This is a genomic window from Caballeronia sp. INML2 (assembly GCF_023631365.1).
Classification (GTDB): domain Bacteria; phylum Pseudomonadota; class Gammaproteobacteria; order Burkholderiales; family Burkholderiaceae; genus Caballeronia; species Caballeronia turbans.
In genome coordinates, this window is record NZ_JALQDH010000097.1 from 24,553 (window position 1) to 46,938 (window position 22,386).

24 protein-coding genes and 1 pseudogene are annotated in these 22,386 nt (G+C 60.9%); 13 read left to right on the forward strand and 12 right to left on the reverse strand.

The features are described from left to right. Positions 1–8 precede the first annotated feature (8 nt). From NCT32_RS31770 to NCT32_RS31810, 9 genes are all read left to right on the forward strand, one after another. A complete protein-coding gene (locus NCT32_RS31770) occupies positions 9–383 on the forward strand; it encodes a tautomerase family protein (protein WP_250491198.1) in 375 nt (124 codons plus the stop codon). 68 nt (positions 384–451) lie between these two features. Then, positions 452–832, forward strand: a complete 381-nt coding sequence (locus tag NCT32_RS31775) for a hypothetical protein (protein WP_250491167.1) — start codon at positions 452–454, stop codon at positions 830–832. Between the two features lie 3 nt (positions 833–835). Next, entirely contained in the window at positions 836–1,351 is a 516-nt protein-coding gene (locus NCT32_RS31780) for a nuclear transport factor 2 family protein (RefSeq protein WP_250491168.1), read from the forward strand. After that, a complete protein-coding gene (locus NCT32_RS31785; protein ID WP_250491169.1) occupies positions 1,348–2,493 on the forward strand; it encodes an amidase in 1,146 nt (381 codons plus the stop codon). The genes NCT32_RS31780 and NCT32_RS31785 overlap by 4 nt, the downstream gene beginning before the upstream one ends. Before the next feature lie 13 nt (positions 2,494–2,506). Beyond that, positions 2,507–3,250: an SDR family NAD(P)-dependent oxidoreductase gene (locus tag NCT32_RS31790; protein ID WP_250491170.1), complete on the forward strand. Its 744-nt coding sequence runs from the start codon at positions 2,507–2,509 to the stop codon at positions 3,248–3,250. Between the two features lie 531 nt (positions 3,251–3,781). Then, positions 3,782–5,401: a tannase/feruloyl esterase family alpha/beta hydrolase gene (locus tag NCT32_RS31795; protein WP_250491171.1), complete on the forward strand. Its 1,620-nt coding sequence runs from the start codon at positions 3,782–3,784 to the stop codon at positions 5,399–5,401. A 247-nt stretch (positions 5,402–5,648) separates the two neighbouring features. Further along, the gene (locus NCT32_RS31800) at positions 5,649–5,927 is read left to right on the forward strand and encodes a hypothetical protein (protein ID WP_250491172.1); all 279 of its coding nucleotides are present in this window, start codon (positions 5,649–5,651) and stop codon (positions 5,925–5,927) included. Positions 5,928–6,028: 101 nt separating this feature from the next. After that, positions 6,029–6,223: a YqaE/Pmp3 family membrane protein gene (locus NCT32_RS31805; protein ID WP_239295530.1), complete on the forward strand. Its 195-nt coding sequence runs from the start codon at positions 6,029–6,031 to the stop codon at positions 6,221–6,223. Between the two features lie 323 nt (positions 6,224–6,546). Then, entirely contained in the window at positions 6,547–7,029 is a 483-nt protein-coding gene (locus NCT32_RS31810; protein WP_250491173.1) for a hypothetical protein, read from the forward strand. 5 nt (positions 7,030–7,034) lie between these two features. Here the strand turns inward: NCT32_RS31810 and NCT32_RS31815 are convergent, their stop codons facing one another. Together NCT32_RS31815 and NCT32_RS31820 are read right to left on the reverse strand one after the other, a co-directional pair. Next, the gene (locus NCT32_RS31815; protein WP_159462575.1) at positions 7,035–7,193 is read right to left on the reverse strand and encodes a hypothetical protein; all 159 of its coding nucleotides are present in this window, start codon (positions 7,191–7,193) and stop codon (positions 7,035–7,037) included. Between the two features lie 96 nt (positions 7,194–7,289). Continuing rightward, positions 7,290–8,000 (reverse strand): SOS response-associated peptidase, encoded by a 711-nt coding sequence (locus tag NCT32_RS31820; RefSeq protein ID WP_250491174.1) that lies wholly within the window; start codon positions 7,998–8,000, stop codon positions 7,290–7,292. Between the two features lie 193 nt (positions 8,001–8,193). On the opposite strand from NCT32_RS31820, the pseudogene NCT32_RS31825 reads away from it, so the two are divergent. Then, a pseudogene (locus tag NCT32_RS31825) lies at positions 8,194–8,337 on the forward strand (Ku protein); the annotation flags it as partial. A gap of 35 nt (positions 8,338–8,372) precedes the next feature. On the opposite strand, the gene NCT32_RS31830 reads toward NCT32_RS31825, so the two are convergent. The 8 genes from NCT32_RS31830 to NCT32_RS31865 all read right to left on the reverse strand — a co-directional run bounded on the left by NCT32_RS31830 (position 8,373) and on the right by NCT32_RS31865 (position 16,154). Continuing rightward, positions 8,373–8,558 carry a hypothetical protein gene (locus tag NCT32_RS31830; RefSeq protein WP_250487088.1) on the reverse strand — a complete coding sequence of 62 codons (186 nt, stop codon included), beginning with the start codon at positions 8,556–8,558 and terminating at the stop codon, positions 8,373–8,375. A gap of 90 nt (positions 8,559–8,648) precedes the next feature. Continuing rightward, positions 8,649–9,035, reverse strand: a complete 387-nt coding sequence (locus NCT32_RS31835; RefSeq protein ID WP_250491175.1) for a hypothetical protein — start codon at positions 9,033–9,035, stop codon at positions 8,649–8,651. 308 nt (positions 9,036–9,343) lie between these two features. Further along, positions 9,344–11,665 carry an SMC family ATPase gene (locus NCT32_RS31840; protein ID WP_250491176.1) on the reverse strand — a complete coding sequence of 774 codons (2,322 nt, stop codon included), beginning with the start codon at positions 11,663–11,665 and terminating at the stop codon, positions 9,344–9,346. Beyond that, entirely contained in the window at positions 11,653–12,201 is a 549-nt protein-coding gene (locus NCT32_RS31845) for a hypothetical protein (protein ID WP_250491177.1), read from the reverse strand. The genes NCT32_RS31840 and NCT32_RS31845 overlap by 13 nt, the downstream gene beginning before the upstream one ends. Before the next feature lie 238 nt (positions 12,202–12,439). After that, a complete protein-coding gene (locus NCT32_RS31850) occupies positions 12,440–13,834 on the reverse strand; it encodes a metallophosphatase family protein (RefSeq protein WP_077161723.1) in 1,395 nt (464 codons plus the stop codon). Between the two features lie 82 nt (positions 13,835–13,916). After that, the gene (locus NCT32_RS31855) at positions 13,917–14,399 is read right to left on the reverse strand and encodes an NADAR family protein (RefSeq protein ID WP_250491178.1); all 483 of its coding nucleotides are present in this window, start codon (positions 14,397–14,399) and stop codon (positions 13,917–13,919) included. Between the two features lie 166 nt (positions 14,400–14,565). After that, entirely contained in the window at positions 14,566–15,891 is a 1,326-nt protein-coding gene (locus tag NCT32_RS31860; protein ID WP_250491199.1) for a hypothetical protein, read from the reverse strand. After that, entirely contained in the window at positions 15,888–16,154 is a 267-nt protein-coding gene (locus NCT32_RS31865; protein ID WP_061168064.1) for a hypothetical protein, read from the reverse strand. Before NCT32_RS31865 ends, NCT32_RS31860 begins: the two co-directional genes overlap by 4 nt. Before the next feature lie 677 nt (positions 16,155–16,831). Here NCT32_RS31865 and NCT32_RS31870 point away from each other — a divergent pair. From NCT32_RS31870 to NCT32_RS31880, 3 genes are all read left to right on the forward strand, one after another. Beyond that, the gene (locus NCT32_RS31870; protein ID WP_250491179.1) at positions 16,832–17,431 is read left to right on the forward strand and encodes a DUF1845 domain-containing protein; all 600 of its coding nucleotides are present in this window, start codon (positions 16,832–16,834) and stop codon (positions 17,429–17,431) included. A gap of 85 nt (positions 17,432–17,516) precedes the next feature. Continuing rightward, on the forward strand, positions 17,517–18,335 hold the full coding sequence (locus tag NCT32_RS31875) for a hypothetical protein (RefSeq protein ID WP_250491180.1): 819 nt from the start codon (positions 17,517–17,519) through the stop codon (positions 18,333–18,335). A gap of 12 nt (positions 18,336–18,347) precedes the next feature. Next, positions 18,348–18,800 carry a polymer-forming cytoskeletal protein gene (locus NCT32_RS31880; protein ID WP_250491181.1) on the forward strand — a complete coding sequence of 151 codons (453 nt, stop codon included), beginning with the start codon at positions 18,348–18,350 and terminating at the stop codon, positions 18,798–18,800. 901 nt (positions 18,801–19,701) lie between these two features. Here NCT32_RS31880 and NCT32_RS31885 read toward each other — a convergent pair. Both NCT32_RS31885 and NCT32_RS31890 read right to left on the reverse strand, forming a co-directional pair. Then, positions 19,702–21,426 carry an ATP-dependent helicase gene (locus tag NCT32_RS31885; protein ID WP_250491182.1) on the reverse strand — a complete coding sequence of 575 codons (1,725 nt, stop codon included), beginning with the start codon at positions 21,424–21,426 and terminating at the stop codon, positions 19,702–19,704. A gap of 9 nt (positions 21,427–21,435) precedes the next feature. Next, positions 21,436–22,272: an ATPase gene (locus NCT32_RS31890; RefSeq protein WP_250491183.1), complete on the reverse strand. Its 837-nt coding sequence runs from the start codon at positions 22,270–22,272 to the stop codon at positions 21,436–21,438. Positions 22,273–22,386 lie beyond the last annotated feature (114 nt).

Below are 22,386 nucleotides of genomic sequence, written 5' to 3' on the forward strand. Positions count from 1 at the left end.
ATCCGACCATGCCGACACTCGAAGTCTATCTGCCTCAAGGTCACTCCGACGATCGCAAGGCATCGCTTATCCAGGGTCTGACTCAAGCGACCGTCGACGCCATCGGCGCGCCCGCGGAGTCGGTGCGCATTCTGCTGTCGGAGTTGCCGGCCTCGGACATCGGGCTGGGCGGAAAGCCAACGCCCGCTGCGTTGCCGGTCATCATCGCAATCTTGATTGCGGGCCGCACGGAGACGCAGAAAGAAGCGTTGATCAGGCATCTGTCAGAGATCAGCGCCTCTGTCCTCGATGTGCCCTTGCAGTCCACGCGCGTCATGATCAAAGACATTCCCAATACCGATTTCGGCTTGGGCGGCAAGACCGCGCGCGCGCTGGGCCGCTAAGTCGAAGTCGGGCCCATTCTTCCGCGATCCGTACGCCGGACCTGTTGTTAGGCTCGAAGGGAAACAAGATGACGAACGATACTCGAAGCCTGCCGCTGCGTGTGCTCTTTTGCTGCGGAGTCACTCAGAATTTCTTCGACTTGCCGCGTGAGCAAATCGGCGATGTATGGCAGGCGTACGGCAACATGCTCAGCGCCATCGAAGCAATGGAAAACGTACGAGTGTTGGGTGTCATGGATGACGACCGGCTTGTCGTCGGCAACGCCGAAGGGGCACCGTGGACCTTCTACATCATGGCCGACGTCGCCGACTTCGACGCCGCCGTTGCGGTCTGCAATCTGTATCGCACGACGCCCGTGGGCGAATACAACCTTTGGCGCTACGGCAAAATCGAAGCGCGCGTCGGGCGCGCGCTCACGGTTCCGTCCGCCGTTACCGACAAGGCGTGAGTCATGACGCACACGACCATTGAGAGTCTGCAACTGCGCTTGCGCCTGCTTGAAGCGCACAACGCGGTTCGCAAGACCATTGCCCGATACATGGCGCTCTGCGATGTGCCGGCTCGCGCACTGGACGGTGAATCGCTGGCGGCGCTTTTTAGCGAAGATGCCGTGTGGGAAGGCATCGGTCCCCGGTATGCGGACAAGTTCGGCCGCTTGGAGGGGACGGGCGCTATCGTCACGATGCTGCAACGTTACCTGCCGCCCACGCCGCACTTTGCGACGAACCTCCACTTTCTCACGAACGAGCATATCGAAGTGCAAGGCGACATCGCGAAAGGCCGCTGGATCATGTTGCAGGCATCCGGCTATGTCGATGCGAAAGCCGAACTCATTGCGGCGCGGCTCGAAGTGGACTTCAATCCTTCGCCGCACAGAGAAGACGTCTGGTTGATTCGTCACTTCCGCACGGAGCGCATTTTCGACGCGCCCTGGCAGGTGAACCCCGCGCAAGGAGTCCGAGCATGAGTGCCTTTCTGCGGATGTTCGATCTCGCTTCGCACGCCGCCGCGAATGCGCCGACCATCGCAATCAAGGACAGCATCGACGTGGCCGGCTATCCGACGACCGCGGCGAGCCGCGCGCTTGCCGATGCGCCGCCCGCGCCGCGGCACGCGGAAGTCGTGCAGCGTCTCCTCGATGCTGGCTGGCGCATTACCGGCAAGGCGAACATGCACGAACTCGCGTTCGGCATGACAGGAATCAACGACTTCAGTGGGACGCCCGTCAACCCGCAAGACCCGGCTCGTATTCCCGGCGGTTCGTCGAGCGGCTCGGCATCGGCGGTAGGATTGAAGCTCGTCGATGCGGCCCTCGGCACCGACACCGGCGGTTCGGTGCGCTGCCCTGCCGCATGCTGCGGCGTCATCGGACTGAAGCCAACGTTCGGACGCGTGTTGCGTGAAGGCGTCGCGCCGCGCCAGACATCGCTCGACTGTGTCGGCCCTTTTGCACGCGACATGAACAGCATCGTCGACGTGATGCTCGCAATCGATGCGTCATTCCAGGGCGGCCGTGCACGCCGTGACGTCACCGGACTGCGCGTCGCGCTGCCCGAAGTCGAAGCCGACGGCGAAATCCGCGATGCGGTGACGGCGGCCGTCGCACGCAGCGGACTGGCGTCGCGTGTCGTACAACTCAAATCCCTGCGTGACGCCTTCACGGCCGGGCTTGCTGTCATCAACGCCGAGACGTGGCATGCGTTCGGTCATCTCGTCCGTAGCGGCCAACTCGGTCCGGACATCATGGCTCGCTTGAGCGCCGCCGCGAACACGGAGGCCTCGGAGCTCGTTGCAGCCGAGCGCATCCGTCGCGTCTTCACGGACCGAGTCGACCGCGTGCTGGAAGACTCGGACGTCCTCATTCTACCGACGCTGCCGTCGCTGCCGATCACGATCGAGGCCGCGAGAGCGGGCACGTCGGTGATCGCAATGTCGTCGCTGATTCGGCCGTTCAACCTGAGCGGGCATCCGGCGCTGACGTTACCGGTCCCGATCGACCGGACGTCGCTTAAGGCGGGACTGCAGATTGTCGGCCGACGCGGCGACGACGAGACGGTTTGCGCCGTCGCCGCATACATCGAAGCGATGCTTGCCTGCAATGCGGATTGAAGGAGCCGGCACCATGACGAAGAGAGTCGTGCTCGTGACCGGCGCTGCGCGCGGGCTGGGCGAAGCAGTGACGCGCCGCTTTCATCATGCCGGTTACAACGTCGCGCTGGCCGATATTGCTGTCGATGCCGCACAAAGGCTCGCGCTCGAACTGAGCAGCGACGCAGCGAGCGCATTCGCGGTGAAGCTCGACGTAACGAAGAAGGCAGATTTCGAGGCAGCACGCGATGCGCTGCTCGACCGCTGGGGTGCGATCGACGTGCTCGTGAACAATGCGGGCGCATCGAAAGTCGTGCCTGCAATGGACATCACCGCCGACCAATTCGACGAGGTGATGGACGTTAATCTGCGCAGCGTGCTCTTCGGCTGTCAGGTATTCGGGCAGCACTTTGCGACGCAAGGTGCCGGACGCATCGTGAACATTGCCTCGCTCGCGGGACAGAACGGCGGCTCTGCTACCGGTGCGCACTATGCCGCTGCGAAAGGCGGCGCCATCACGCTCACTAAAACTTTTGCGCGCGATCTCGCCGCGCATGGTGTGACCGTCAACGCAATATCGCCGGGTCCGCTCGATCTGGCTGTCGTGCACGAAAGCGTACCGGCGCAGAAACTGCATGAGGTGATTGCGGGCATTCCGGTAGGCCGCCTAGGCTCCGCGAGCTATATAGCTGATGTCGCCGTGCTGCTCGCTTCCACCGATGCCTACTTTGCCAACGGCGCGTGCTGGGATATCAACGGCGGACTCTTCATGCGCTGAGCGCGAAGCGACGCGGTGTGCTCCTGCAGCCACCTTCCCGTGAAGGTCCTTCTGATGGGCCGCATCAAAACGAAGCATACCCACCCGTCTGATCACCAACTTCCTTCGACGCAGCAACCGAGCCGCTTCTGACTAGTCCGTGCAAGTCCCGCGTTACCTCGCCGGGCGGGGAGATAAGCGCGACAGCCCGTGCTCATGGGCGGATGGCCTAGCGAACGTGTCGCGTGCATTGTCGGACGGCGCGCGACGAATTGCATCCGTCCAGCTGATATTGATGGCCCATTTCGGCGGATTGGCGCTGGCGCGCGAATGCGTCGACACTTTCGTTCGCGCGCGCAGATGTGCCACTGACTGCAAGCCGCGATGCGACGGCCATACATCGCAAGAGCACCCCAATGTCAGCCCCAAGGAAACAACTGCTCGCAGCTTCGCACTTCGCACGAAGCGGTAGTCAAGCAACAAGCTTGCTGATTGGTTCGGCGTCCGCGCTGTTCAGTTCTTAGACCGACTCATTGTCTCCGGAGATACGCAATGCTCAAAAAAAAAGAGGGCAACGTCCTGCTTTCGCCGTCCGCACTGGCGCCAGCGGTCGTTGTGTCAGCTGCCTTGTTCACAGCCGGATGCGGCGGCGATACTGACACCGCGCCGGTGACGAGCCACACAGCCACGCCGAGCTGTTCTGATCTCTCTTCCACAACGATAGCCGACACAACCTTCACCCTTACGAAGGACATGCCACCAGGCGATTTCGCGCCGCCTACGGGCGAGACCATCAAAGGCCTGCCGGCCTTCTGCAGAGTTGCCGCCACGATCAAGCCGGCGTCCGACTCGAACATCAAGGTGGAACTGTGGCTTCCGGCCGCGTGGAACGGTAAATACCTCGGCACAGGAAACGGGGGCCTCGGCGGGACCATCGACTATGAAGCCCTAGCCAATGGATTGCGCCGCGGGTTTGCAGTCGCGAATACCGACCTCGGCACATCGGCAGGGGTCGCAAGCATGGTCGGCCATGTGGAGACGATTGTCGACTTCGGTCATCGCGCGACCCACCTGATGACCACCATGTCGAAGACGCTCGTCAACCGTTTTTATACGAAGGCTCCCGCCTATTCCTACTGGTTCGGATGCTCCACCGGGGGCGGTCAGGGCATGCACGAGGCACAACAGTATCCGGAGGACTACGACGGCATCGTGGCTGGCGCACCGGGTGCGGCTCGCGTCCCCGCGCATCTTTCTTACCAGTGGGCGTGGGCCGCGACCCAGCAAGACCCGACGAGCAATCTCACGGTCGCTAAGCGCAAGCTCTGGGCCGACCATGTCATGAGCGCTTGCGACGAGCTGGATGGACTGAAGGACGGCGTCATCGGCCGGCCGGACATGTGCAAGGTCGATCCAGCGGTGCTTCAGTGCAAGTCCGCCGACGCGGCTGATTGCCTAACAGCCGGGCAGGTCAGTGCACTGCGCAAGATTTACGCGGGACCCACCAATCCTGTGACAGGCGCACAACTGTCCTATGGATATCTGCCCGGTACCGAACTCGATTTCTCGACTGCGGCGACTACGCCGACCTCGGCGCCGCCCTTCCCCTTTCCATTTCAGTGGGTATGGGGGGTCAACTGGGACTGGAGAAGCTTTAACTGGGCTAGCGACGTTGATGTGATGCACAACACCCTAGACTTCGCAGTGGATGCATCGAATCCTGACCTCACCGCATTCGCGGCGCATGGCGGAAAGCTCATCGTTTTTCAAGGACTCGCCGATGGCATTCAGGTGCCGGGAGCTGCGATTGCCTACCGCCAAAGTGTCGAGAACCACATGCCAGGCCAGTCCGATAAATTTATGAAGCTGTTCACCGCACCGGGAATGGATCATTGCCGCAATGGCGTCGGCCCGAACGTTTTCGGTAACCTTAATCCAGGATTTCCGATTGCGCCAGACGATCCTACTCATGACCTTTTGGCCGCCGCGCAGTCGTGGGTCGAGAAAGGTCGCGTGCCCGACCAGCTTATTGCGACCAAGTACGGGAACAACTCCCCGACCGGCGCTGTTGAACGGACCATGCCTTTGTGCCCGTGGCCGAAAGTCAGCAGATACAACGGCACGGGCGATGTGAATTCGGCCGATAGCTTCAGCTGTGTCGATCCGTCCTAGCGCAAGAAACGCGGAGTAAGCACGGCGTTCGATCGCGCCTACGCGGGCGTCCTGTCGGTGACGGGGCGCCTGCTCCATTGCGTGCGTTACGTGTTGCGGATGATGCGGACGGGAACGCTCACACAGTACGCCTTGCCGATGCTATAGCCCACACTACATCGCATTCCATAATATCTAACCAGATGAACGCAATTCATATGTGCTCGCCGGTGCCGCTGGCACGATGAAGGCGCAGGAAGCGTCGACCATGCTGACGCTCGTCGACAACCGCTCCAGCGTGCAACTGGCGGCCGCCGAAGGTTCGGCGCGCAACGTCGACTTCGGCATGCTCTCCGGCGTGTTCGCCGGCGGCTTGGGTGGCGCAGGCGCTGCGGGCGGCGGTGCCTACGCACGGACCGCGCAGGGCAAGGTCGTCGTAGCCGCATTCACCGACTCGCTCAACAACCTCGTTGGCGCAGTTCGACAGTACCGCGCGCAGAACGTCAAGGGCGGCCTGGGGAACGGCGGCGCTCTTGTCGTCAACTGATCAAGTTGGGGCGGAAGGCAAGACGCACTCCCGCCCCGTTAAGGATTTGCTTAGTTGAGCCGTTATACCGGCGGTCTCATCGAACCATCAAGGAATTCAACATGCGCCTCTTTCTCGCCATCATCATCCCGTGGCTCCAGTTTTTCACGATCGGCCGTCCGATCGCCGGAATCATCTGCCTGCTTCTGCAGATCACGCTGATCGGCTGGATCCCCGCCGCTATCTGGTCCGTTTTCGCACTCGGCCAGTACAAGACCGATCGTAAGATCGAGCGCGCGCTCGGCAGCCGGGCCTGAGAAACGACATGGGGCCGTCGCTGGGGCAGGAGCTTCACGTCGGTCGCCATTCTGGGATGAGCGTGATCGTCCGTTACGCATTCAACGTCGGGCGACTTCTGCTACGTCGAAGGATTACGTGGCAGACATTCAAGTATTCGCTTCGCGCGCGCCCGATCGCAGTTGCTGGCCGCGGTGGCGGCTACATCGTTGACCCGGAATTCGACTAGCAAACGATGCTGCGAGCGGCCCGCGTCGGTTGGTGTGGCCTCGACATCGACATCCGCGAGTGCGTTGGTCGCGGGCCACAGAGCCGGGATCTCGTTTACGGGAAATAAATCGAAATGAACAAAGCAAACCTGCTTGCATCAGTATGGGCGATTCTTGCGACGCTCGGAACCGCGCATGCTCAGCAGGTCATGGGCGCAAAATGCCCCGACGAGAACAATGGCGCGCTCGGCGATGCCGCATCGCATCGATCAGTCATTTGCGCCAACGCCAAGTGGCAGGATGCGATCGCGCCTCTGGCCACTGTCAATGTCGAAAAATACAACGAGGCCAAAGCTCTCGAAGCGTCATATGCCACTAAGGATTTGATCGGCCGTTGGAGAATCCAGCAGAGCAGCGACGGACACCGCCAATTCACGCTAGTGGCTAATGTCGTTGCGCTCAATTCCGACAATACGGCGCATGTCGTCATTGATTTAGATGATTCGGGCTGGCAGCAGCACGTTGACACAACGGTCCCGCTCAACGCTGCGACCGCCATTGCGACCGACAGCCGCGGCGCAGAGTACCGCATCACCGTCAAACGCACGCCCGCCTAACTGCTTCACGTGCAATCGACGATGCGACGCCTCTGTTGCATTACTCCCTCCAGCCGCCGATGACAATTTCCCCCTTCCACGTCGTTGGCGGCCGCCACCTGACGGGCGACCACCATCAGTTCGTCGTCGGTCAAAGTGGAATGCTCTTGCGTCGTCAGCAGCATGCCGACGCCGTTAGAACCGGCTTCCGGCCGAACATATGCCGCGATAAGTAGGCATCGCCTTTCTCCTGTTGTCCAGACCGGTATCTCTGCCCTCGATCAGCCGCCGTCGTCCGCAAGAAGAGATGCTTGCGCCAAGTCAACGTTAGGCGTTGCCTTCGGCTTTGCCGTTCGGGGCGGCAGAGGAAAGGGCTCCGCGTGCATCGCGTCGGCCGGATAAAGCTGCAGGAAGGACCGCGCTTCGTCCGTGCTTTTGCAAGACAACCAGTCCTCGTATCCGGTCTGCGGGATGATGACCACCGATCTTTTCTCCGATCCGGGCCTGTGGAAACGCTTCATCAACGGGTGATCTTCGGCGTTGACCGTCAACATGGTCATCGACAGGCTCGTTGAGCCGTCGGCAGGATCTTTCCATTCCCGCCACAACCCAGCGATCGCGAGCGGAGCGCCATCGGCCATGCCGATGCGCCAGCGCACTGCCTTGCCCGTCTCGTAGTCTGGCTCGTAGAACCGGCGGCAGGGGATCAGGGCGAGTTGCAGCTTGTTCCACGCCGTGCGAAAACTCGTCTTCTGCCCGACCGACTCCGACCGCGCGTTCATCGTGTCGAACGCTTTCACCCCCTGCGGGATGAATTTGCGCGGGACCATGCCGAACGTCGCGGCGTCAGTCAAATACTCACCGTCGATCCGGCGAAAGATCGGCGCAGCATAGTCCTTGTAGATTTCCGGCTTGTAGTCGAAGTTCGGCACCGGAAACAGACTGAAGACGTCGAACGCATCTTTCGGATTAGACTCGTAGCTCGTGCACACTTTTTCGCCCTCCGTTGTCGAAAATATACACGGAGGCGGATCGGCGCCCGCCTTCCCCGTTGTCACAACCTGGCATAAAGGCGTGGCACCCGTTTTGCGCAAAACGCCCGTTGGCCTTGCCGCGTGACTGGGATGCGCCGCCAAGAGCGGCATCGACTGTGGCCGGCCAGATAGCCTACGCGAGAGGTTTCCTATGGCTGCCCGCTCGATCGCTTCAATGACGCTGAGTTTCGGTCTCGTCTCCGTGCCGGTGAAGGTCTACACGGCCACCGAGAGCAAGTCTGGCGTTGGCTTCAACCTGATGCACAAAGAGTGCGGCACCCGGCTCAAGCAGCAGTTGGCCACTGGCGTATTGCTCCAACCACGGCGGCGTCATTGGCGCACCCCGTTTTGGGGTTGCACTCTGCCGCCGATCACCAAGAACACTTTCGTCTCGACGTTCCGGATCCAAGGGCGAACTTCGCCCGCGTGCGTCGCGGTGCCGGCGATGTAACCGATCGCCGCTTCGAGGTTGGCAAACTGCTCCGGTGATGCGCCCAGCTTCGCTGCTTCAAACATAAAACACTCCACAGAACGAACGCGGAGCGACCCCAGCGGGTCGCTTGCCCGCAAGGGTTGAGAAAAGAAATTGAACAGCGTTTGTGCCGCTTACTCGATCAGCTTGACGCTCTGCCACCAGCGACCGCCCGAGGGGAGCTCTCTGACAAACGAGAGTGACTCCGCCTCATCGCGTGTGAGCTCGATCACCCCGCCCTTCAAAAAGGCCGTCTGGAGATAGACGACATTCGCGAGTGCAAGCGCGCCGTGCTGCTCGGCGATGGCGGTTAGCGTTTCGACGGCATCCAGCAGTTCGGCATGAAACTGCTTCGCGTCAGCGGCCAGACGAAGCGAAACGTCGGCATCGCCGATCGCGCCCAACACGGCATCGCACTGGGCTTGCGGGTCGTCAGGCCCGTACTGCTCGGGCTTGATCCAGTTTCGGATCACCATGTCGTTAAGGACGTCGTCGACGAAATCGGTGCAGGAATAGGTCATGGAAGGCTCCAGTCAAAAGGTAAAAGAAGTAGAGCCGTTGTCAGATGCGACGCAAACGGCCGGTATCGAACGCAGCCGCACGACGCAGGTACCGCGGACGCGGCGGCTGCGACTGAGCAGTAGCCGGTGCAGCTTGCTGCGCAGGCGGCTGGTGAGGCACCGCATTCGAGTGAGACGGACTGCCGGCTGCCGCGAGCAGCAGCATGAGAAGGTTTGCCATAGGGATAGCGCCGCAAGGCGCGAGAGAAGGGTCGGAAAGACGAGAAGCGCCCCTTGTGGGGCGACTCCCCACAAGGGTTGACAACAAATCAGGCGGCAAGCGCCTGCACGTCGATGACTGCGTCGGCCTCTGCGACGAGGTCGGGCGTCTGCGAGATGAAAAACTCCCGCTGATACCCACCGTGGCGCAACACCTCCCGCTTCATTCGCATGAACTGCACTTTGCGCTCGGGATCGAGCGGGCCGTCTGACTCGTCGCTGAACAAGGTCTGATACGGCTGACCGGTGTTCTGCGCGAGATAGAGCGCGATGCCGCGCGTGAGACACTCGTTGATCCAGACCTTCTGACCGCCGGACATGACGGAGACCGACTTGCTGCTGTCGGACTCGGCGTCGTGAACGAGGATCTCGAAGCCCTCACGCAGTTCACCGCTCGCGAGCGTGCGCTGCGTGCGGATCTCCACCGTGAAGCGCATACCGTAGCAAGCGAGCAGCAGCTCGTTGACGGTATGCGTCAGCGCCGGACCCGCGTCATCGATGGTCAACGCGATCACGCCGTCGTTGCCCAAGCCCTTAGCCAGCGGCTTCCAATGAGCAATTTCATCGGAGAGGCGATCGGCACGCGACTGCGTGGCCGAGAACTTCTCCAACTCCAGCGCCAGCGCTTCGGCTTCGGCCTGCAACACACTCTGCGCGCGGATCGATTGCTCGATCCGACCGTCCAATGCCGCGACGGTCTCCCGGTTTGCTGCGATGTCGCGGTCAAGCTTCGCAATCGCGGCTGTCACATCGACGGCGGCCAATCGCCCGACCTCCTCGGCAATGCGAGCAAGCTCCGCTTCCATACGCGTCTTCTCAGACTGGTACTTGGCGGTACGTGCAGCACTTTCCTCAGTGATCGTTCGCAACTCAGCTTGCGCCGCTTCAAGTCCCGACACGGCTGCATCCAGCAATGGCTTAGTGGCGGCAAGCTCTGCCGCCGCCTGCAAGGCACGGCGCAACTGCGCGGCCGCATCGGTGATGGCGAGCATCTCAACACGCTTCGCCGCCAACTCAGCCGGCACGAGCGCCAAGGCTTCGGCTTGCGCTTTCTTCTCGCGATACTCCGCGCGAAGATTCGCCACCGAAACACGCTGCACCTCCGCTTGCTCTTTCGCTTGAAAGGCTTGCGCGAGCAGCGGACATTGCGCGTGCATCGAATGACCGACACACGGTACCTGCTCCGCCACCGAAGCCTGTTTGCTCAACGTGTCGAAGTGCGCGGCCTTCGTCGTGCCTTGGCTCATCAAGCTCGTAAGCGTTGCATCGAGCGTCGTCAACGTCGCGCGTTTGACCTCTAAATCGGCAATGTCGCGCTGCAAAGGAGCAAACCTCGCTTCCTCACGCGCAATTGCCAACTCGGCCTCCTCGCGCTTCGCCGCCGCACCGAGGATCGCCTCGCGGCGAGCCAGCGTTGCTTGGTGCGTGGCCACGGTTCGACTCAACACGGAAACTCGCTGCTGACAGCGAACCGCTGCCGCTTGTTCGTCGTCGGCCGCGCTTTTCAGGGCACGCCCCAACTCGTCGCGACGCACGCCCAGCTCTCGCAGGCGCGCCTCGGTCGTGGCCGATTCGCTCTGCTTGGCCGCGAGCGTCGCCCGCTCTTGAGTCAGCTTGCTCGCATGCTCAAGCGCGGCATCGCGTTGCTCACGAGCGGCACGCAAGGTGTTGCCCTGCGCGACGATCGCCTGCTCAGCGTCTGCTTTGCGTTGCCGCTTTCCGGCTAGCGCGCCAAGCTCAGACTGGATGCCCTCAAGCGACTTGCCGAGCACCTTCGCGACATCAGCGGCCTTCGCCGACAATGCCTTTAGGTGGTCGATGCCAAGGAGTTCAGCCAGCAGCGTCTTGATCTCGCCCGCACCGTAGGACGCGAGCGGCCGCCGGTTCTGAGCCGAGAACACGCTCGTGAAGAACGTTTCCAGAGAACCGTTGATCGCCTCGACACAGCGGTTATACGACTCCGCCTTGCCGTCCGACACCGTCCCGTCAGGCAGCGACACTGGGCGCCACGTACCGTCGACGCCACGATAGGCAAGGTAGTACTCCGCCTTGCCTGTCTTGCCGGGCTTGCGAAAAGTGAAGGACGAGCGATAACGAATGCCGTCGTGCTCCCATTCGAGTTCCTTCAAGGCACTGGTGCCACAGATGTGGTCCCAGTACGAGAAGGCGTCGACCGACAGCTTCGACGCACGCGACGGCATGATCGGATACGGGTGCAAGTTGTCCATTATCGTTGTCTTGCCCGCCCCGTTAGGGCCGGTCAAGGCGATCAAACCATCCGGCAACGTCTCCAGATCCAGCGTGACGCTTTCGCGTTTCATGCCATCGCGCACGCCAACGAAGCCTTCCAGTGTCAGTTTCAGAGGCCGCATGACACGTCCTCCGATACGCTCACCGATGCAGACATCGCTGCCATCTGCGAATAGAACGCGTCGTCATCCTCGTTGGGAAACGGCTCGTTCATCACGACGGACGGCACAGACTGCACCGCTGCTTTGGGCGCTTGAAGCGTTCCGTCTAGTGCGGCCGCCACGTTGTCGCAGACTCTGCCGAACTCGCGACGCGCGTTCGTCAGAAGCTCGGACCAACCGCTATGCCCGGTGAGGCTGCGGATCTCTGCAGCAGACCACTGGCTTGCATAGCCTTCCTGGTAGGACCAGAGAAGGTGCTGCAGTTCAACGGTCGGCGTAACGGCGATCTCGCACGCGCCGGGGGTTGTGGCGACCAGCAACAGCGTCTGACCGAACTGCGCCAATACCGCGCCGCGGTGCTGACCGAACGGCTGATGCTGAATCGCAGCGGTAAAGCCGGCCAAATCGACCAACGACTTTTGAAGATCACGCGATGAGCAGTCGACCAACGCAAAGGTGCGAACCCAGTTCGGGCCAGCGGGGTAAAGACCAAACATGATGCACTCCGTTATGGTGGGCGGAATGCGGCCCCGGTAGGGATCGCTCCCCGCCAGGGTGAAAGAAGAGATGAACTGCTAGAGAAAGGTCCTGCCACTACTAGTCGATGCGTCAAAGACGCGGTGAAACCTCTGTTTCGATAGCGACGATCAAAATCGGCTATCGGAACACGGCTCGCGTGTCCAAGCGAAGGAGCCATACTGGCCTCCTCGCATGAGCGGCTACTTCATTTGCTAATTAAGCCGCGAACAAATCATCGTTGAGCCACGAAAGCTGACTTGCCGAAGCCGACTCGACGATTTCCACCGTCGCATCGGGCATGGGCAGTGCATCGTCGCCAACATCGCTATCCCGAGCTACGTGTGCCGTCACCGGCGCAGGCTCGGATATGCTCGACAATGCGTCAGCGTCGGTCAGTCGCGCCAGCACGCCAGCGGCGATTGCCTCCGCGTCCCCGGTTTCCAACAACTGCAGCCGGTCAAGCAAGGGCGCCGGATCGACCTCGGCGTGCTCGCACCAACGCTCGAGCTTACGGTCAATCGACGTTTCGAGGCTGATGCCTTGGGCGCGTGACCGGACGACGGGAAGAATGCGAGCTTCGACCTTCAGCTCGGCCGCGTTGCCAAACAGCGCCGCGATCGCGTCGCGGTCCACTGACTGTTTGTGCTCTTCGTCGACCTGCCAACGAATTCGCACGAACTTGTCGGTCGCGTCGAGCGCGATTGCCGTCAGGCGTTCCATGTCGGGCGGTCCGTCAAAGTCGACGCAGATCGTCTGCCGAGAGGGCGTCACGAGCAGATCAGCTTGCGCGCTTCCCACCTCGACATTCCACATGAGGAAGCCCTTGTCGCCTTCCTCGCCGTAGTGGAATCGCCCGATCGAACCGGGATACGCCACAACGCGCCCCGCTCGCTCCCACTGCTGTGCTTTATGGATGTGCCCAAGCATGAACGCATCGCATTCGGCCTCGAACAGACTGCCAAGCGAAAACTCATGATCGAACCCCGCCATCGTTACGCCGTGCTCGGTCGTACAACCGTTGACCGTGCCGTGTGAAACCCCGACAGTCCGGATGCCTGCGGCACGAAGCTGCTGGTTGACGCCCCCTGCTGCGGCGAGATAGTCGCCCAGGACGGCTTCAAGACCCGTCCCGGCTTCCTTAGCACCAACAGCGACCGCCAGCGCCCCCTTATTGACCGTGGGCAGACACGTGAACACGACATCAGCGCCGATTGCCAGAACCTCGCGCAGCTCGTCGTCCGAGAACACCGGGCCGTCCGAGGGGTAGAACCGCCCCTCGTGGAGGCTTACCTGCTGCACGCGTTCCGCAACATAGATCTGATGCGTCGTTGCCATCAGTTCGAAGTTGCGCAGCGTGCCCGGAGGCTCATGGGAAAACGTGCCCTGCAGCATTAGGACCGGCATGCTGCCGCTCAGACCGTTGATGCGGCGTGCGAGGCGGTTCAACGACGGCGCGTGTGCGTCGAGACGATGGTCCGTCGCATCACCGGAGATGACTGCCACGTCGGCATGGGCCAGCACCGCATGGTCGATGCCGAAACCGAAGCATCGGTCCGACTCTTCGATGTTGCCCGGCGCGTAGTGCAGGTCGGAAAAATGTGCGATCTTCAAGGTCGCCTCCTATAAATGAAAAAGGCCACCCGAAGGTAGCCAGTATTTGCCGACGCACCGCTAGGGCGCGCTAAGAGAGGGATTACGTTGACAGCGTGTCGCGGACTTTCATCAGCGCCTTGCCCAGAAGGTTCTGGCCGCGCCACTTCGATTTGTCCGTGATGTCTGGATGGTGCTCACCAAGACCCACGCCCCATATCGTGTCGTAAGGACTTGCTTGGACAAGCTCGGTCGGCGCCGTCGCAAGCAACAGCGTTCGCAGACCCGGATGCTGCGCGAACTTCTCGCGGCATCCGACATAGACGATCGACTCGCGCTTCGCCTTCCACGTATCGAGGTCGAAGCCCCTGACCTTGCGGCCTAGCGCTTTTTGCTCTTTCGGGAGGTGTGTGGCGAGGACAGCTTGTGCAATGTCCTCGTCGCCGAACAGCTTCGCTTTGGAGAACATCATGAACTGTTCCACCGACACAAAATCGACGTCATGGTAAGTAAAGCGGCACGGGTGCCAGTTACTAAAAGCGTCCTCCGCGCCGAAGAACAGCGTGAAGTTGCCGACTCTACGCATTGGAATCTCCTTCGCGTGAACAAGTAGATGGGCCGCCGAGGCGGACGGATTCGATGCGCCGGTACAGCGCGGTCGAAAACATTTGAGCAAGCGGTTCTTGCTGAAATGCTCTCATGCGCGAGCGTGGAAGAAAGGATGCCAGCCCCCATTCGGGGACTGGCTAAGGTTAGACGTAAGCAGCTTGCGCAATCGCGTCCTGAATTTCGACGTCGAGCGAGGAGGGATCGTCGAGCGCGTTCTTGAGACGCGCATTCATCGCATCTACATCAGCGATGCGTTCGATCCAACCGCGACCGTACATCTGGTGCGCGTACTTGCGAAACCCGTTCTGTCGCTCCGGCTGACTTAGGCCCAGACGATGCAGCAGGTCAGACATGCGGTGGCGCTTGTCTTCCAGCGTCTCGTCGTGATCCGGCGCGTCGTCGTTGTGGCCATCGGCGCCGTTGATGCCCGATGATGCGCCATCGCTTATCCGTGCGTCTTCGGCCTGCTGCTCTGGCTGAAGGACCGGATCGCCGATCGACTGTACCGTTCCGTCCGACTCCAACAGCGCCACTGCACGACTGGCAGCATCGAGCGCCGGTTGAGCCTCGTCCGCGCCATCCAGTAGCGCGCCTAGGTCGATGTCGGCATCGAGCACCGTCAACATCTGCTTCTGACGCACGGCCTGGCCGTTGTCGTCAATCCGCGTGATGTCGAACTCTTTCTTCGAGAGCCAGAAGCGTGTGCCGGTGAGCCTGCCGCGCGCCAATGCCACGGTCTGCATCGCCGAGTACGCCTTCTGCAGCACGTAGATGGAGTTGGTCGGCAGTTCGATTAGACCGAGCCCCTTCACGTCGGGAACTGCAAACAAGAAGTTTGCGGTCAGGTTGCACTTGCGGTCCTGATACTGCGGACAGATGTGAGGATCACAGACGCCATCGGGAATGTCGTCGTCTTGCCGGTGAACGACCAGTCGCCCACCGAAGGATCGCCGCGCCCGTTGTGCGCGTGCGTTACGCTCGACCGGCGCGTACGTCTTGCAATATCGCTTGCCGTCGCGGTCGTACTCCGAGAAGTACTGTCGCCCGGTAGGCGTGTAAAGGGCCATCTGATTTGGCACATTGCGCAGCCAGTCGTCGAACGCAAACATGATCGGGAAACGGTAGAGCCGCAACCCTTGCCCGCGATTTTCGCCATACAGCCGCAGGATTTCGTCGGCCGTGTCCGGATTGGAGAAGTCTGAGCGTCTGCAAACGAAGTAGTCGACGTTTCGCGGAATCAGCGCGTTGCGCAGCTTCAGCGAAGTTTCGAGCAGCTTGCCGATGGCTTCGAACGACTCGCCCGCTGCCACCATGTCGTTGTACAGCTTGACGGCTTTTTCGTTGGACTGGTGCGCCCGCGTGAGCACTTTGATGCCGGGTCGAATCTTGCCGATCGTGGGCGGGCGAATAGCTCGTTCTTCAACGAGGCTACGCGGCGCGTGATCGAACATCTGAACAACTGCATTCATGATGGTTTCCTTGCGAGAAAGAAGATGGCGTTTGTCCGCAGTGATTCGGCCTGAGATTGCATCTCTCGGGCTGCCGCACTGCCGCGACGCTCGCTGACATGGGAAATGAAGACGGAGCGCTCTGCGTCGCTGAACATCGCGACTCGAGCTACTTCGCACCGCTCACGCCAAACGGGGGACGTGGTGTCCGCCTGCTCGCGCTCGGTATTGATTTGATGCGTTATGGCCTCGGCGATACGTTGATTGAGGCGGTCGGGCAACAACATAGAACAGCACCTCCGTTGAGAAATGTGTGGCCGCAGGAAGCGACAGGCGAAAAAAAAGCCCGCTCCCGTGAGGGAGCGAGCTTCTTGAAATCGATATAGAGACCTACGCGCCACGTCCCTTCCGGGGACGTGGCGTGCAGGGAGCGGCCGGCATAAGCCGGTGTCGCTCGGTCAGAGAACGTAAAGTCGTTCTCGCGCAGCATGGTCACGCCGAGCAACAGCCCTTTTCGGAATTACTTCCGCCGCAGGAATCACGGATCAGCCAACTTCGATCGTTCTACCCAGATCAGGCTCTGGAGAGAGAACACCCGAAAACCCGGGTTCGAACGATGTACCGGTGCAAATGAATGCAGCACTGGGTACGAGTATCACGGCTGAAATTGGGGAGTGTGTAGCGAGCACACTCAGCACAAGGAAGATTTCCACACCGGTAGCTATCCGGTCGGCGCATGCCAACGCACGAGGCGGGCACGACTTGCAGAAAAAAGATGGACTCCGGGCTTGGAGTCGAGGTCGATGCGTCGGTGACGCGGGGAATGGAGTTGAGTATCCGGGTTAAAGGCGGACGCGTGCGCTCGAAAGCTAACGAAATTCATATAGCTTTCGCCCGCTTGACTCTTGCCTAATCAATGAAAATTCTATGTGAGAGAGAACACAGACATACCGAAAATTCCATGGCTGCAACCGACCTAGAAGCGCCTGACGAAGACCCTAAGCGAACCGCTACGCTCACCAACGAGAGCGCTGCGCAAAGCGGTCTTCGTCCGTTGAACCGACTGACCAACGACAGTCGTCTCGCACGCATCAACGGCGACACGCTGGCAAAAACGGAACTGCCCTACTACTCATTGTTCGCGCGTGAATTCCTCCGAGCCGACTTCAACTTCGCGGCCGCAAAGATGACCGTTGCGCGCGGCGGCAAGCTGATCGCCATTGAATCGGAGTTTCGCACGGCCGAGGCGTTCATGAAGAAGGCGCTCGCATGGGCTAGCAAGTTTCCTGGTCGACGCGCACCGACTCCGCCGGAGATGGTCACGCTTGAAATCAAGCACGCTATGTCCGGCCGCCTCGTGCGGCTCCTCTCGATGTATGACCAGCTTTTCCTGAAGACGATGGAAGCGCTGATGCTGAGAACCATGACGCCTCAAGTGCGCCAATCCGCGCTTGAGGCTGCCGAGGCACGCATCAATCAAATCCCTTTCTTGTGCATGCCGGACAACGACCGCTTTGCGCCTGAGGGTGTGCTACTTCCGGACTCGGATCGAACTCACTGACATTCGACTTGAACGTCCCTGCGTTTCCGCCTGAACTCACGGCGGCGCTGGACTGCTCGCTCTAACAACGACGGGAGGACCCTGCATGGACTTACGCGAAATTCAACGACTGCATGCGCAGTTCGCACCTGACTCGATGACCATCGATCTGCCGCGACAGATTGCTGCTCTTCCGGCACCGGCCAACGTGACGGCAGACGCCAGGACACCGACGCTTAGAGTGCGGCTTCCTAGGACGGTGCCTGTCGCTCGCCGAAGCCTCATCGCAGTGGCTATTGCCGCTGTCGTGGCTATGGCGGGTATGGGACCGGCGTCGTTGTACAAGTCGGTGGGCGCGCCCTCTGCGCATGTCTTGAAGACGGCTAATCAGCAGCAATGGGACCTGAGCGAACGGCCAGTAACGCAAGCACAGGCAGTTGCAGCAGCGACGCGCCCGATCGATGCAGAGCCGCCGCATCCGGTAGCGCTCGCTCCGTTGCTGACTGGAAAGGACATCGCTCCTGGTTCCTCGATCGGTCTGACTGCCGACCAATTCAAGAATTCGTTGGGGACGACGAGCGGCGCCGCAACGAGCGCGGCCGCGCCCAAGCCGACCCCTCTGGTTTCCAACGATGAGCAACGAGCGGCGGCATCACCTATTCATCAAGCGCGTCGCGAGACAGAGCCGGCTAGCCAGGCTTCCACCAAGCCCGCGACCTCAGTGACGCCTGCGCAACCGGCGGCCCCGCCCGCCACTGAAGAACACGCGCAGCAACCGAACGCGGCCCCGACCCGTACGCACAGCTACCGCCACCGCTCTCACTCGCGCGATGAGCCGGTAAGCGACGGCGACACCGCGTCAGCAACAAATAAGAAGTCGGCACCTGCGAACCGCGCCGGCGCGAACGAAGTGCAAATGTTTTAAGGAATCGACACCATGAAAACCGAACTCAATATCACGCTTATCGCGCGCGGTTGCGCAATCACCGGCGACATGGTCGTGGATCACGGCATTTCGTGCTTTGGCCTGCTCGACGGCGGCATCATCTCAACCGAGGGTCTGCTACACATTGGCGAGGGCGGCCTCGTCAAAGGCATGGCACAAGGCGAGCATCTTCGCATCGACGGACGCGTCGATGGCGACGTCCATGCGCGCGGTTCGCTTGAGATCAACGGCCAGGTGTCTGGCGACATCTTCTATTGCGGCACCATCCGCCTCGGCCCGCGTGCGGCGCTTAATGGGACGCTCAAACGCGTTGCGCGTATGCTCACCATCGAAGCCGAGTCGGAGCAGGAGCAAGCGTCGATAGAGACTCAGCGCACAGCAGAAAGGCCCGCTGAGGAGCGCACGGAATCGAACGTAACCGACATTTCGCGGGCGATGGCGTAAGCCGCTCAATGTGTTGTATGACTTGCCGATAAAAGGCCAAGTTAGCCCTGCTTCATCCAACCGTGAAACCCACCGAACCCATCTTCGACTTCCTCACTGTAACGTGGGACGCGGCCGCGCAAGAGGCCGCTTTCGAAGGCCACTGCTTCTGCATGCTCGACACCGGACGACTCGTGAATAGCCACTCGATGCCCGTCGACACGCCTCATTGGAACCGACCGGCTTACCAGTCCGTCGCAAGCTATAAACGCGCTCTGCAACGCAAGCGCTAGTAATCTCGAGTCCGTCTGCACCGCCGCTGTGAACGAATGGCCCGCCTTATAGCAATGCTTGCGTAGGCTTACCTTTCGTAACTCAATGAGAGTCAAGTCGCCTATGGCGGACAGCAAGCGATCGCGATCGCCAAGCGGTGGCAGCCCGACTTCGTTCTGCTCGATATCTGGATGCCGGACACGTCAGGCCTTGGGAGTCGGCCGCGCCCGACAGTGCGGAGTGACCCACAATGACCATGTATGCGGTCTCGGGCTGCGCTCTGAGCAGTCGGGAAACGAACCTCTACGAATAGCGACGTCGGTTCGCCAAAGTTATCCGCACCGGCCCTGGCACGCAGTTACACAATCGTCGAAAAATCCACGTGACGGCGTCGACGACCTCGCGCAACAGTGGCGGAGGGACGCTCTCCGGAGAGCGTCCCACTGCGTGTGCCCATTTCGTTAGTGGCTTGAATCAAAACATAAAAAGGCTTGTTACAAAAGTTGCCGAATATTCACACCCCCCTTAGTCGGCACACTTTTCACAATACGCAATTCTATCGAGGGCCCGCTTTGCGCGCGTCAAGCTCCAGCACGCGTCGTTTGATTGGGCGTAATTCGCCAGCCAGCTTAGCTCTGCAGATGTGGAGTCACCCCGCGATAGCGGGTTGGTGAAGCTGCGCCTCAACGACAAATCGCGATTCGAAATTTTTCGACGTCCCCGAGACCATTAATGATTCGCGAGCACGCGTCATGGCGACATAGAACAGCCGCCGCTCTTCTGGCTCAGTCGACTTGGGGTCTGGGACGATCGTCTCTTCGCTGCGGGCGATCCAGACGTGATCCCATTCCAGCCCTTTGGAGCTGTGCATTGTTGTGAGAATGAGAGCGCCCGGCGTCGGCTCGTTATTGTCTTGGCGCAGAAAGAGCAGCCGTTCGGCGAAACTGCCGGACAGGCGCGACAAAACATCGTTCGTCGCTTGAATCGCGCGGATCGCGGAATCCTTTTTCGCGTATTTCAACATCCACTCCGCGACGCCCGAGAGCGTCAGCGAGTAGAATTTACGATCGCACAGGCTTTGCCATTCGGCGAGCCGCTTCATGAACTCGCGATAGTTCGTCGCCACGTCCTCGGGCAGCCCGAGACCAACCAATTCCGCCCGCCCCTTCTGCGTCAGTTCCGCACCCATATCCGCGTGGAGTGCGCGTAGCTGCTGGGTGGTAAGCCCGAGGTGCGCCAAGACTGCATCGAGGCCGGTGTCTTTGATTCGCTCCACGATTTCGAGCAGATTGCACATCAGCGCGCCCTCCGGGCGGCTCAGGACAGACGCGCCCGATGCCCGGTAGTACTTGATGCCATGCGAGCGGCAGACTGCCTCAAGGGGGTCTAGTATGCGGTTAGTACGCGCCAGGATTGCGCACGACTGCCCTTTCGCCAGCAACGGCCCGAGCACCTCGACCGCCGCGGTTGCCTCCTCATACTCATCTGGATGGCGGGAAGTTTGCACGCTACCGCCCGGGCCCTTCTCAGCGCGCAAAACCTTGGCGATCCGGTCGGCGTTGTTGCGAATCACGCGGTCGGCCGCGCCCAGGATTTCTGCGCGGCACCGGTAGTTGCTGCCCAAGACAACGGGCTTTGCGGCGAGCGACTGGATGAACGACTCCATGCCTCGGTACCCAAGTGCTTCGCGGAACGCATAGATGCTCTGGTCGTCGTCGCCCACGACCGTCACGACCGAGCCCGCATTTGCATGTAGCTCGATCCACCGGTACTGCAGCGGGTCGGTATCCTGAAACTCGTCAACGAGCAGATAGGTGAACGCGTATGGGGCGATGGTGCCCTGCTCCATCCCCTCGACGGCGAGGCGCAGCATGTCCTGAAAGTCGATTTTGCCGTTACGCGCGAGCGCGTCCTGATAGGCGTGATAAAGCTCGCCGTCGGCAGTGTTCGGGTCGCACCGCCCAAAATTGGTTTTGATCTTCTCGATCGTTGGAATGACGTCTTCTGCCTTCCCGTCGCGGCCGAGTTCCTGCATCACGCGAATGAGCAAGCCGAGCCGGTCACCATCGGAGGCGATATCGAGCGCGCGCGCACCGGGGCGTTTTAGTTGTTTGAACGCAAGGGAATGGAAGGTGCCGGCGATCAGGCGCTTCTTCGCCGACTCGCCGGCGGCAGTCAGGATGCGCTCACGCAATTCGAGTGCGGCGTCCTTGGAGAAAGTGACGGCGCCGACCGTCGCGGCGCTGTCTTGTAGCAGCAGGGCCGCTTTCGTGGCGATTGTCTTTGTCTTGCCCGCGCCCGGGCAGGCGATCGCCACGCAATGCTGGCGCAACTGGGCGACTTCCCGTTGCTGGGGATTGAGTTCGTCCAGCATCGCGCCTCCTTAGTTACCGCGGACCGTCGTCATCAGCTTCAGGTGCGTCATGTACCCGCGAATTCCGAGCGGATTGAAGCGCTTGAGGAAGTTGACTGCCTCGTCGTCCACGTCGGACTGGTCGCGGATGCCGTTCCAGACCATGAAATCGAAGTGGTCCATCGCGCTGTCAAACTTCATGATGACGCCCAGCACGCGCATCGAAAAGCGCGAGTACGCCTCAACTTCGATGTCCATCGCGGGCATTGGGATCGTCGGCTCAAACACGAATTCCTTGTTCGCCCGAAGCTCCGCTTCCTTTTGCTGGCGGAAGCCTTCGGCCACGCGCAGTTGCTCGTCAACGTAGCTCTCGATGCCTCCGAGCAGCTTTTCGAGCGCGCTGTTGACCACTTCCTTGTCGTTTTCGCCGAACGTCGAGCGGCCGAAACGCTGCATGTTGATGCTCATGCGGTTGATGTACGGCCACCATTGTTCGAACAACGGCTTCAGGCGGGTGTGGTTTAGACGCACGCGGGCGGTCACGACTGCTGCGCCGGAAAGCTGGCGGTCAAGCAACTGACGACCTATTTCGCGGCGGCGCTTAATGATGGCAATACGCTCGGCGGCAGGCAGGTCGCGGAACAGCTTGCGCGTCTTCGCAACTTCCGCCCGCTTCATATCGGCGTCGTCGGTGGAGATCACGCCTTCCCTCTGAAGACGATCGGCGTCCGCCTCCATCTGCGTCAACTCGCGCTCAAGCTCGCCGTCGTCAGCGCCATCGGTGGTCAGCGACGCCTCGACCGTACCTTGTTCAAGTGCGCTAAGCGCGACCGTCTCTTCACTGCCGGGTTCCACAACCGTGCTCATTCGCCGTTTCTCCTGTCTGGACCGCATCGGTCCCGTTTCATCGTTGGGGATTAGGCAAGCAAAGCGCGTTGCCCATATTTAGCATTGTTGCGGCGGTGGCAGCGTGAAAAAGCT

Coding starts and splice junctions, on each gene's coding strand:
- NCT32_RS31890 (WP_250491183.1), bottom strand. CDS start 22,272: ATGAGCACGGTTGTGGAACCCGGCAGTGAAGAGACGGTCGCGCTTAGC.
- NCT32_RS31885 (WP_250491182.1), bottom strand. CDS start 21,426: ATGCTGGACGAACTCAATCCCCAGCAACGGGAAGTCGCCCAGTTGCGC.
- NCT32_RS31805 (WP_239295530.1), top strand. CDS start 6,029: ATGCGCCTCTTTCTCGCCATCATCATCCCGTGGCTCCAGTTTTTCACG.
- NCT32_RS31880 (WP_250491181.1), top strand. CDS start 18,348: ATGAAAACCGAACTCAATATCACGCTTATCGCGCGCGGTTGCGCAATC.
- NCT32_RS31860 (WP_250491199.1), bottom strand. CDS start 15,891: ATGAATGCAGTTGTTCAGATGTTCGATCACGCGCCGCGTAGCCTCGTT.
- NCT32_RS31785 (WP_250491169.1), top strand. CDS start 1,348: ATGAGTGCCTTTCTGCGGATGTTCGATCTCGCTTCGCACGCCGCCGCG.
- NCT32_RS31875 (WP_250491180.1), top strand. CDS start 17,517: ATGGACTTACGCGAAATTCAACGACTGCATGCGCAGTTCGCACCTGAC.
- NCT32_RS31780 (WP_250491168.1), top strand. CDS start 836: ATGACGCACACGACCATTGAGAGTCTGCAACTGCGCTTGCGCCTGCTT.
- NCT32_RS31775 (WP_250491167.1), top strand. CDS start 452: ATGACGAACGATACTCGAAGCCTGCCGCTGCGTGTGCTCTTTTGCTGC.
- NCT32_RS31800 (WP_250491172.1), top strand. CDS start 5,649: ATGCTGACGCTCGTCGACAACCGCTCCAGCGTGCAACTGGCGGCCGCC.
- NCT32_RS31770 (WP_250491198.1), top strand. CDS start 9: ATGCCGACACTCGAAGTCTATCTGCCTCAAGGTCACTCCGACGATCGC.
- NCT32_RS31795 (WP_250491171.1), top strand. CDS start 3,782: ATGCTCAAAAAAAAAGAGGGCAACGTCCTGCTTTCGCCGTCCGCACTG.
- NCT32_RS31840 (WP_250491176.1), bottom strand. CDS start 11,665: ATGCGGCCTCTGAAACTGACACTGGAAGGCTTCGTTGGCGTGCGCGAT.
- NCT32_RS31835 (WP_250491175.1), bottom strand. CDS start 9,035: ATGACCTATTCCTGCACCGATTTCGTCGACGACGTCCTTAACGACATG.
- NCT32_RS31810 (WP_250491173.1), top strand. CDS start 6,547: ATGAACAAAGCAAACCTGCTTGCATCAGTATGGGCGATTCTTGCGACG.
- NCT32_RS31815 (WP_159462575.1), bottom strand. CDS start 7,193: ATGCTGCTGACGACGCAAGAGCATTCCACTTTGACCGACGACGAACTG.
- NCT32_RS31855 (WP_250491178.1), bottom strand. CDS start 14,399: ATGCGTAGAGTCGGCAACTTCACGCTGTTCTTCGGCGCGGAGGACGCT.
- NCT32_RS31830 (WP_250487088.1), bottom strand. CDS start 8,558: ATGTTTGAAGCAGCGAAGCTGGGCGCATCACCGGAGCAGTTTGCCAAC.
- NCT32_RS31790 (WP_250491170.1), top strand. CDS start 2,507: ATGACGAAGAGAGTCGTGCTCGTGACCGGCGCTGCGCGCGGGCTGGGC.
- NCT32_RS31845 (WP_250491177.1), bottom strand. CDS start 12,201: ATGTTTGGTCTTTACCCCGCTGGCCCGAACTGGGTTCGCACCTTTGCG.
- NCT32_RS31870 (WP_250491179.1), top strand. CDS start 16,832: ATGGCTGCAACCGACCTAGAAGCGCCTGACGAAGACCCTAAGCGAACC.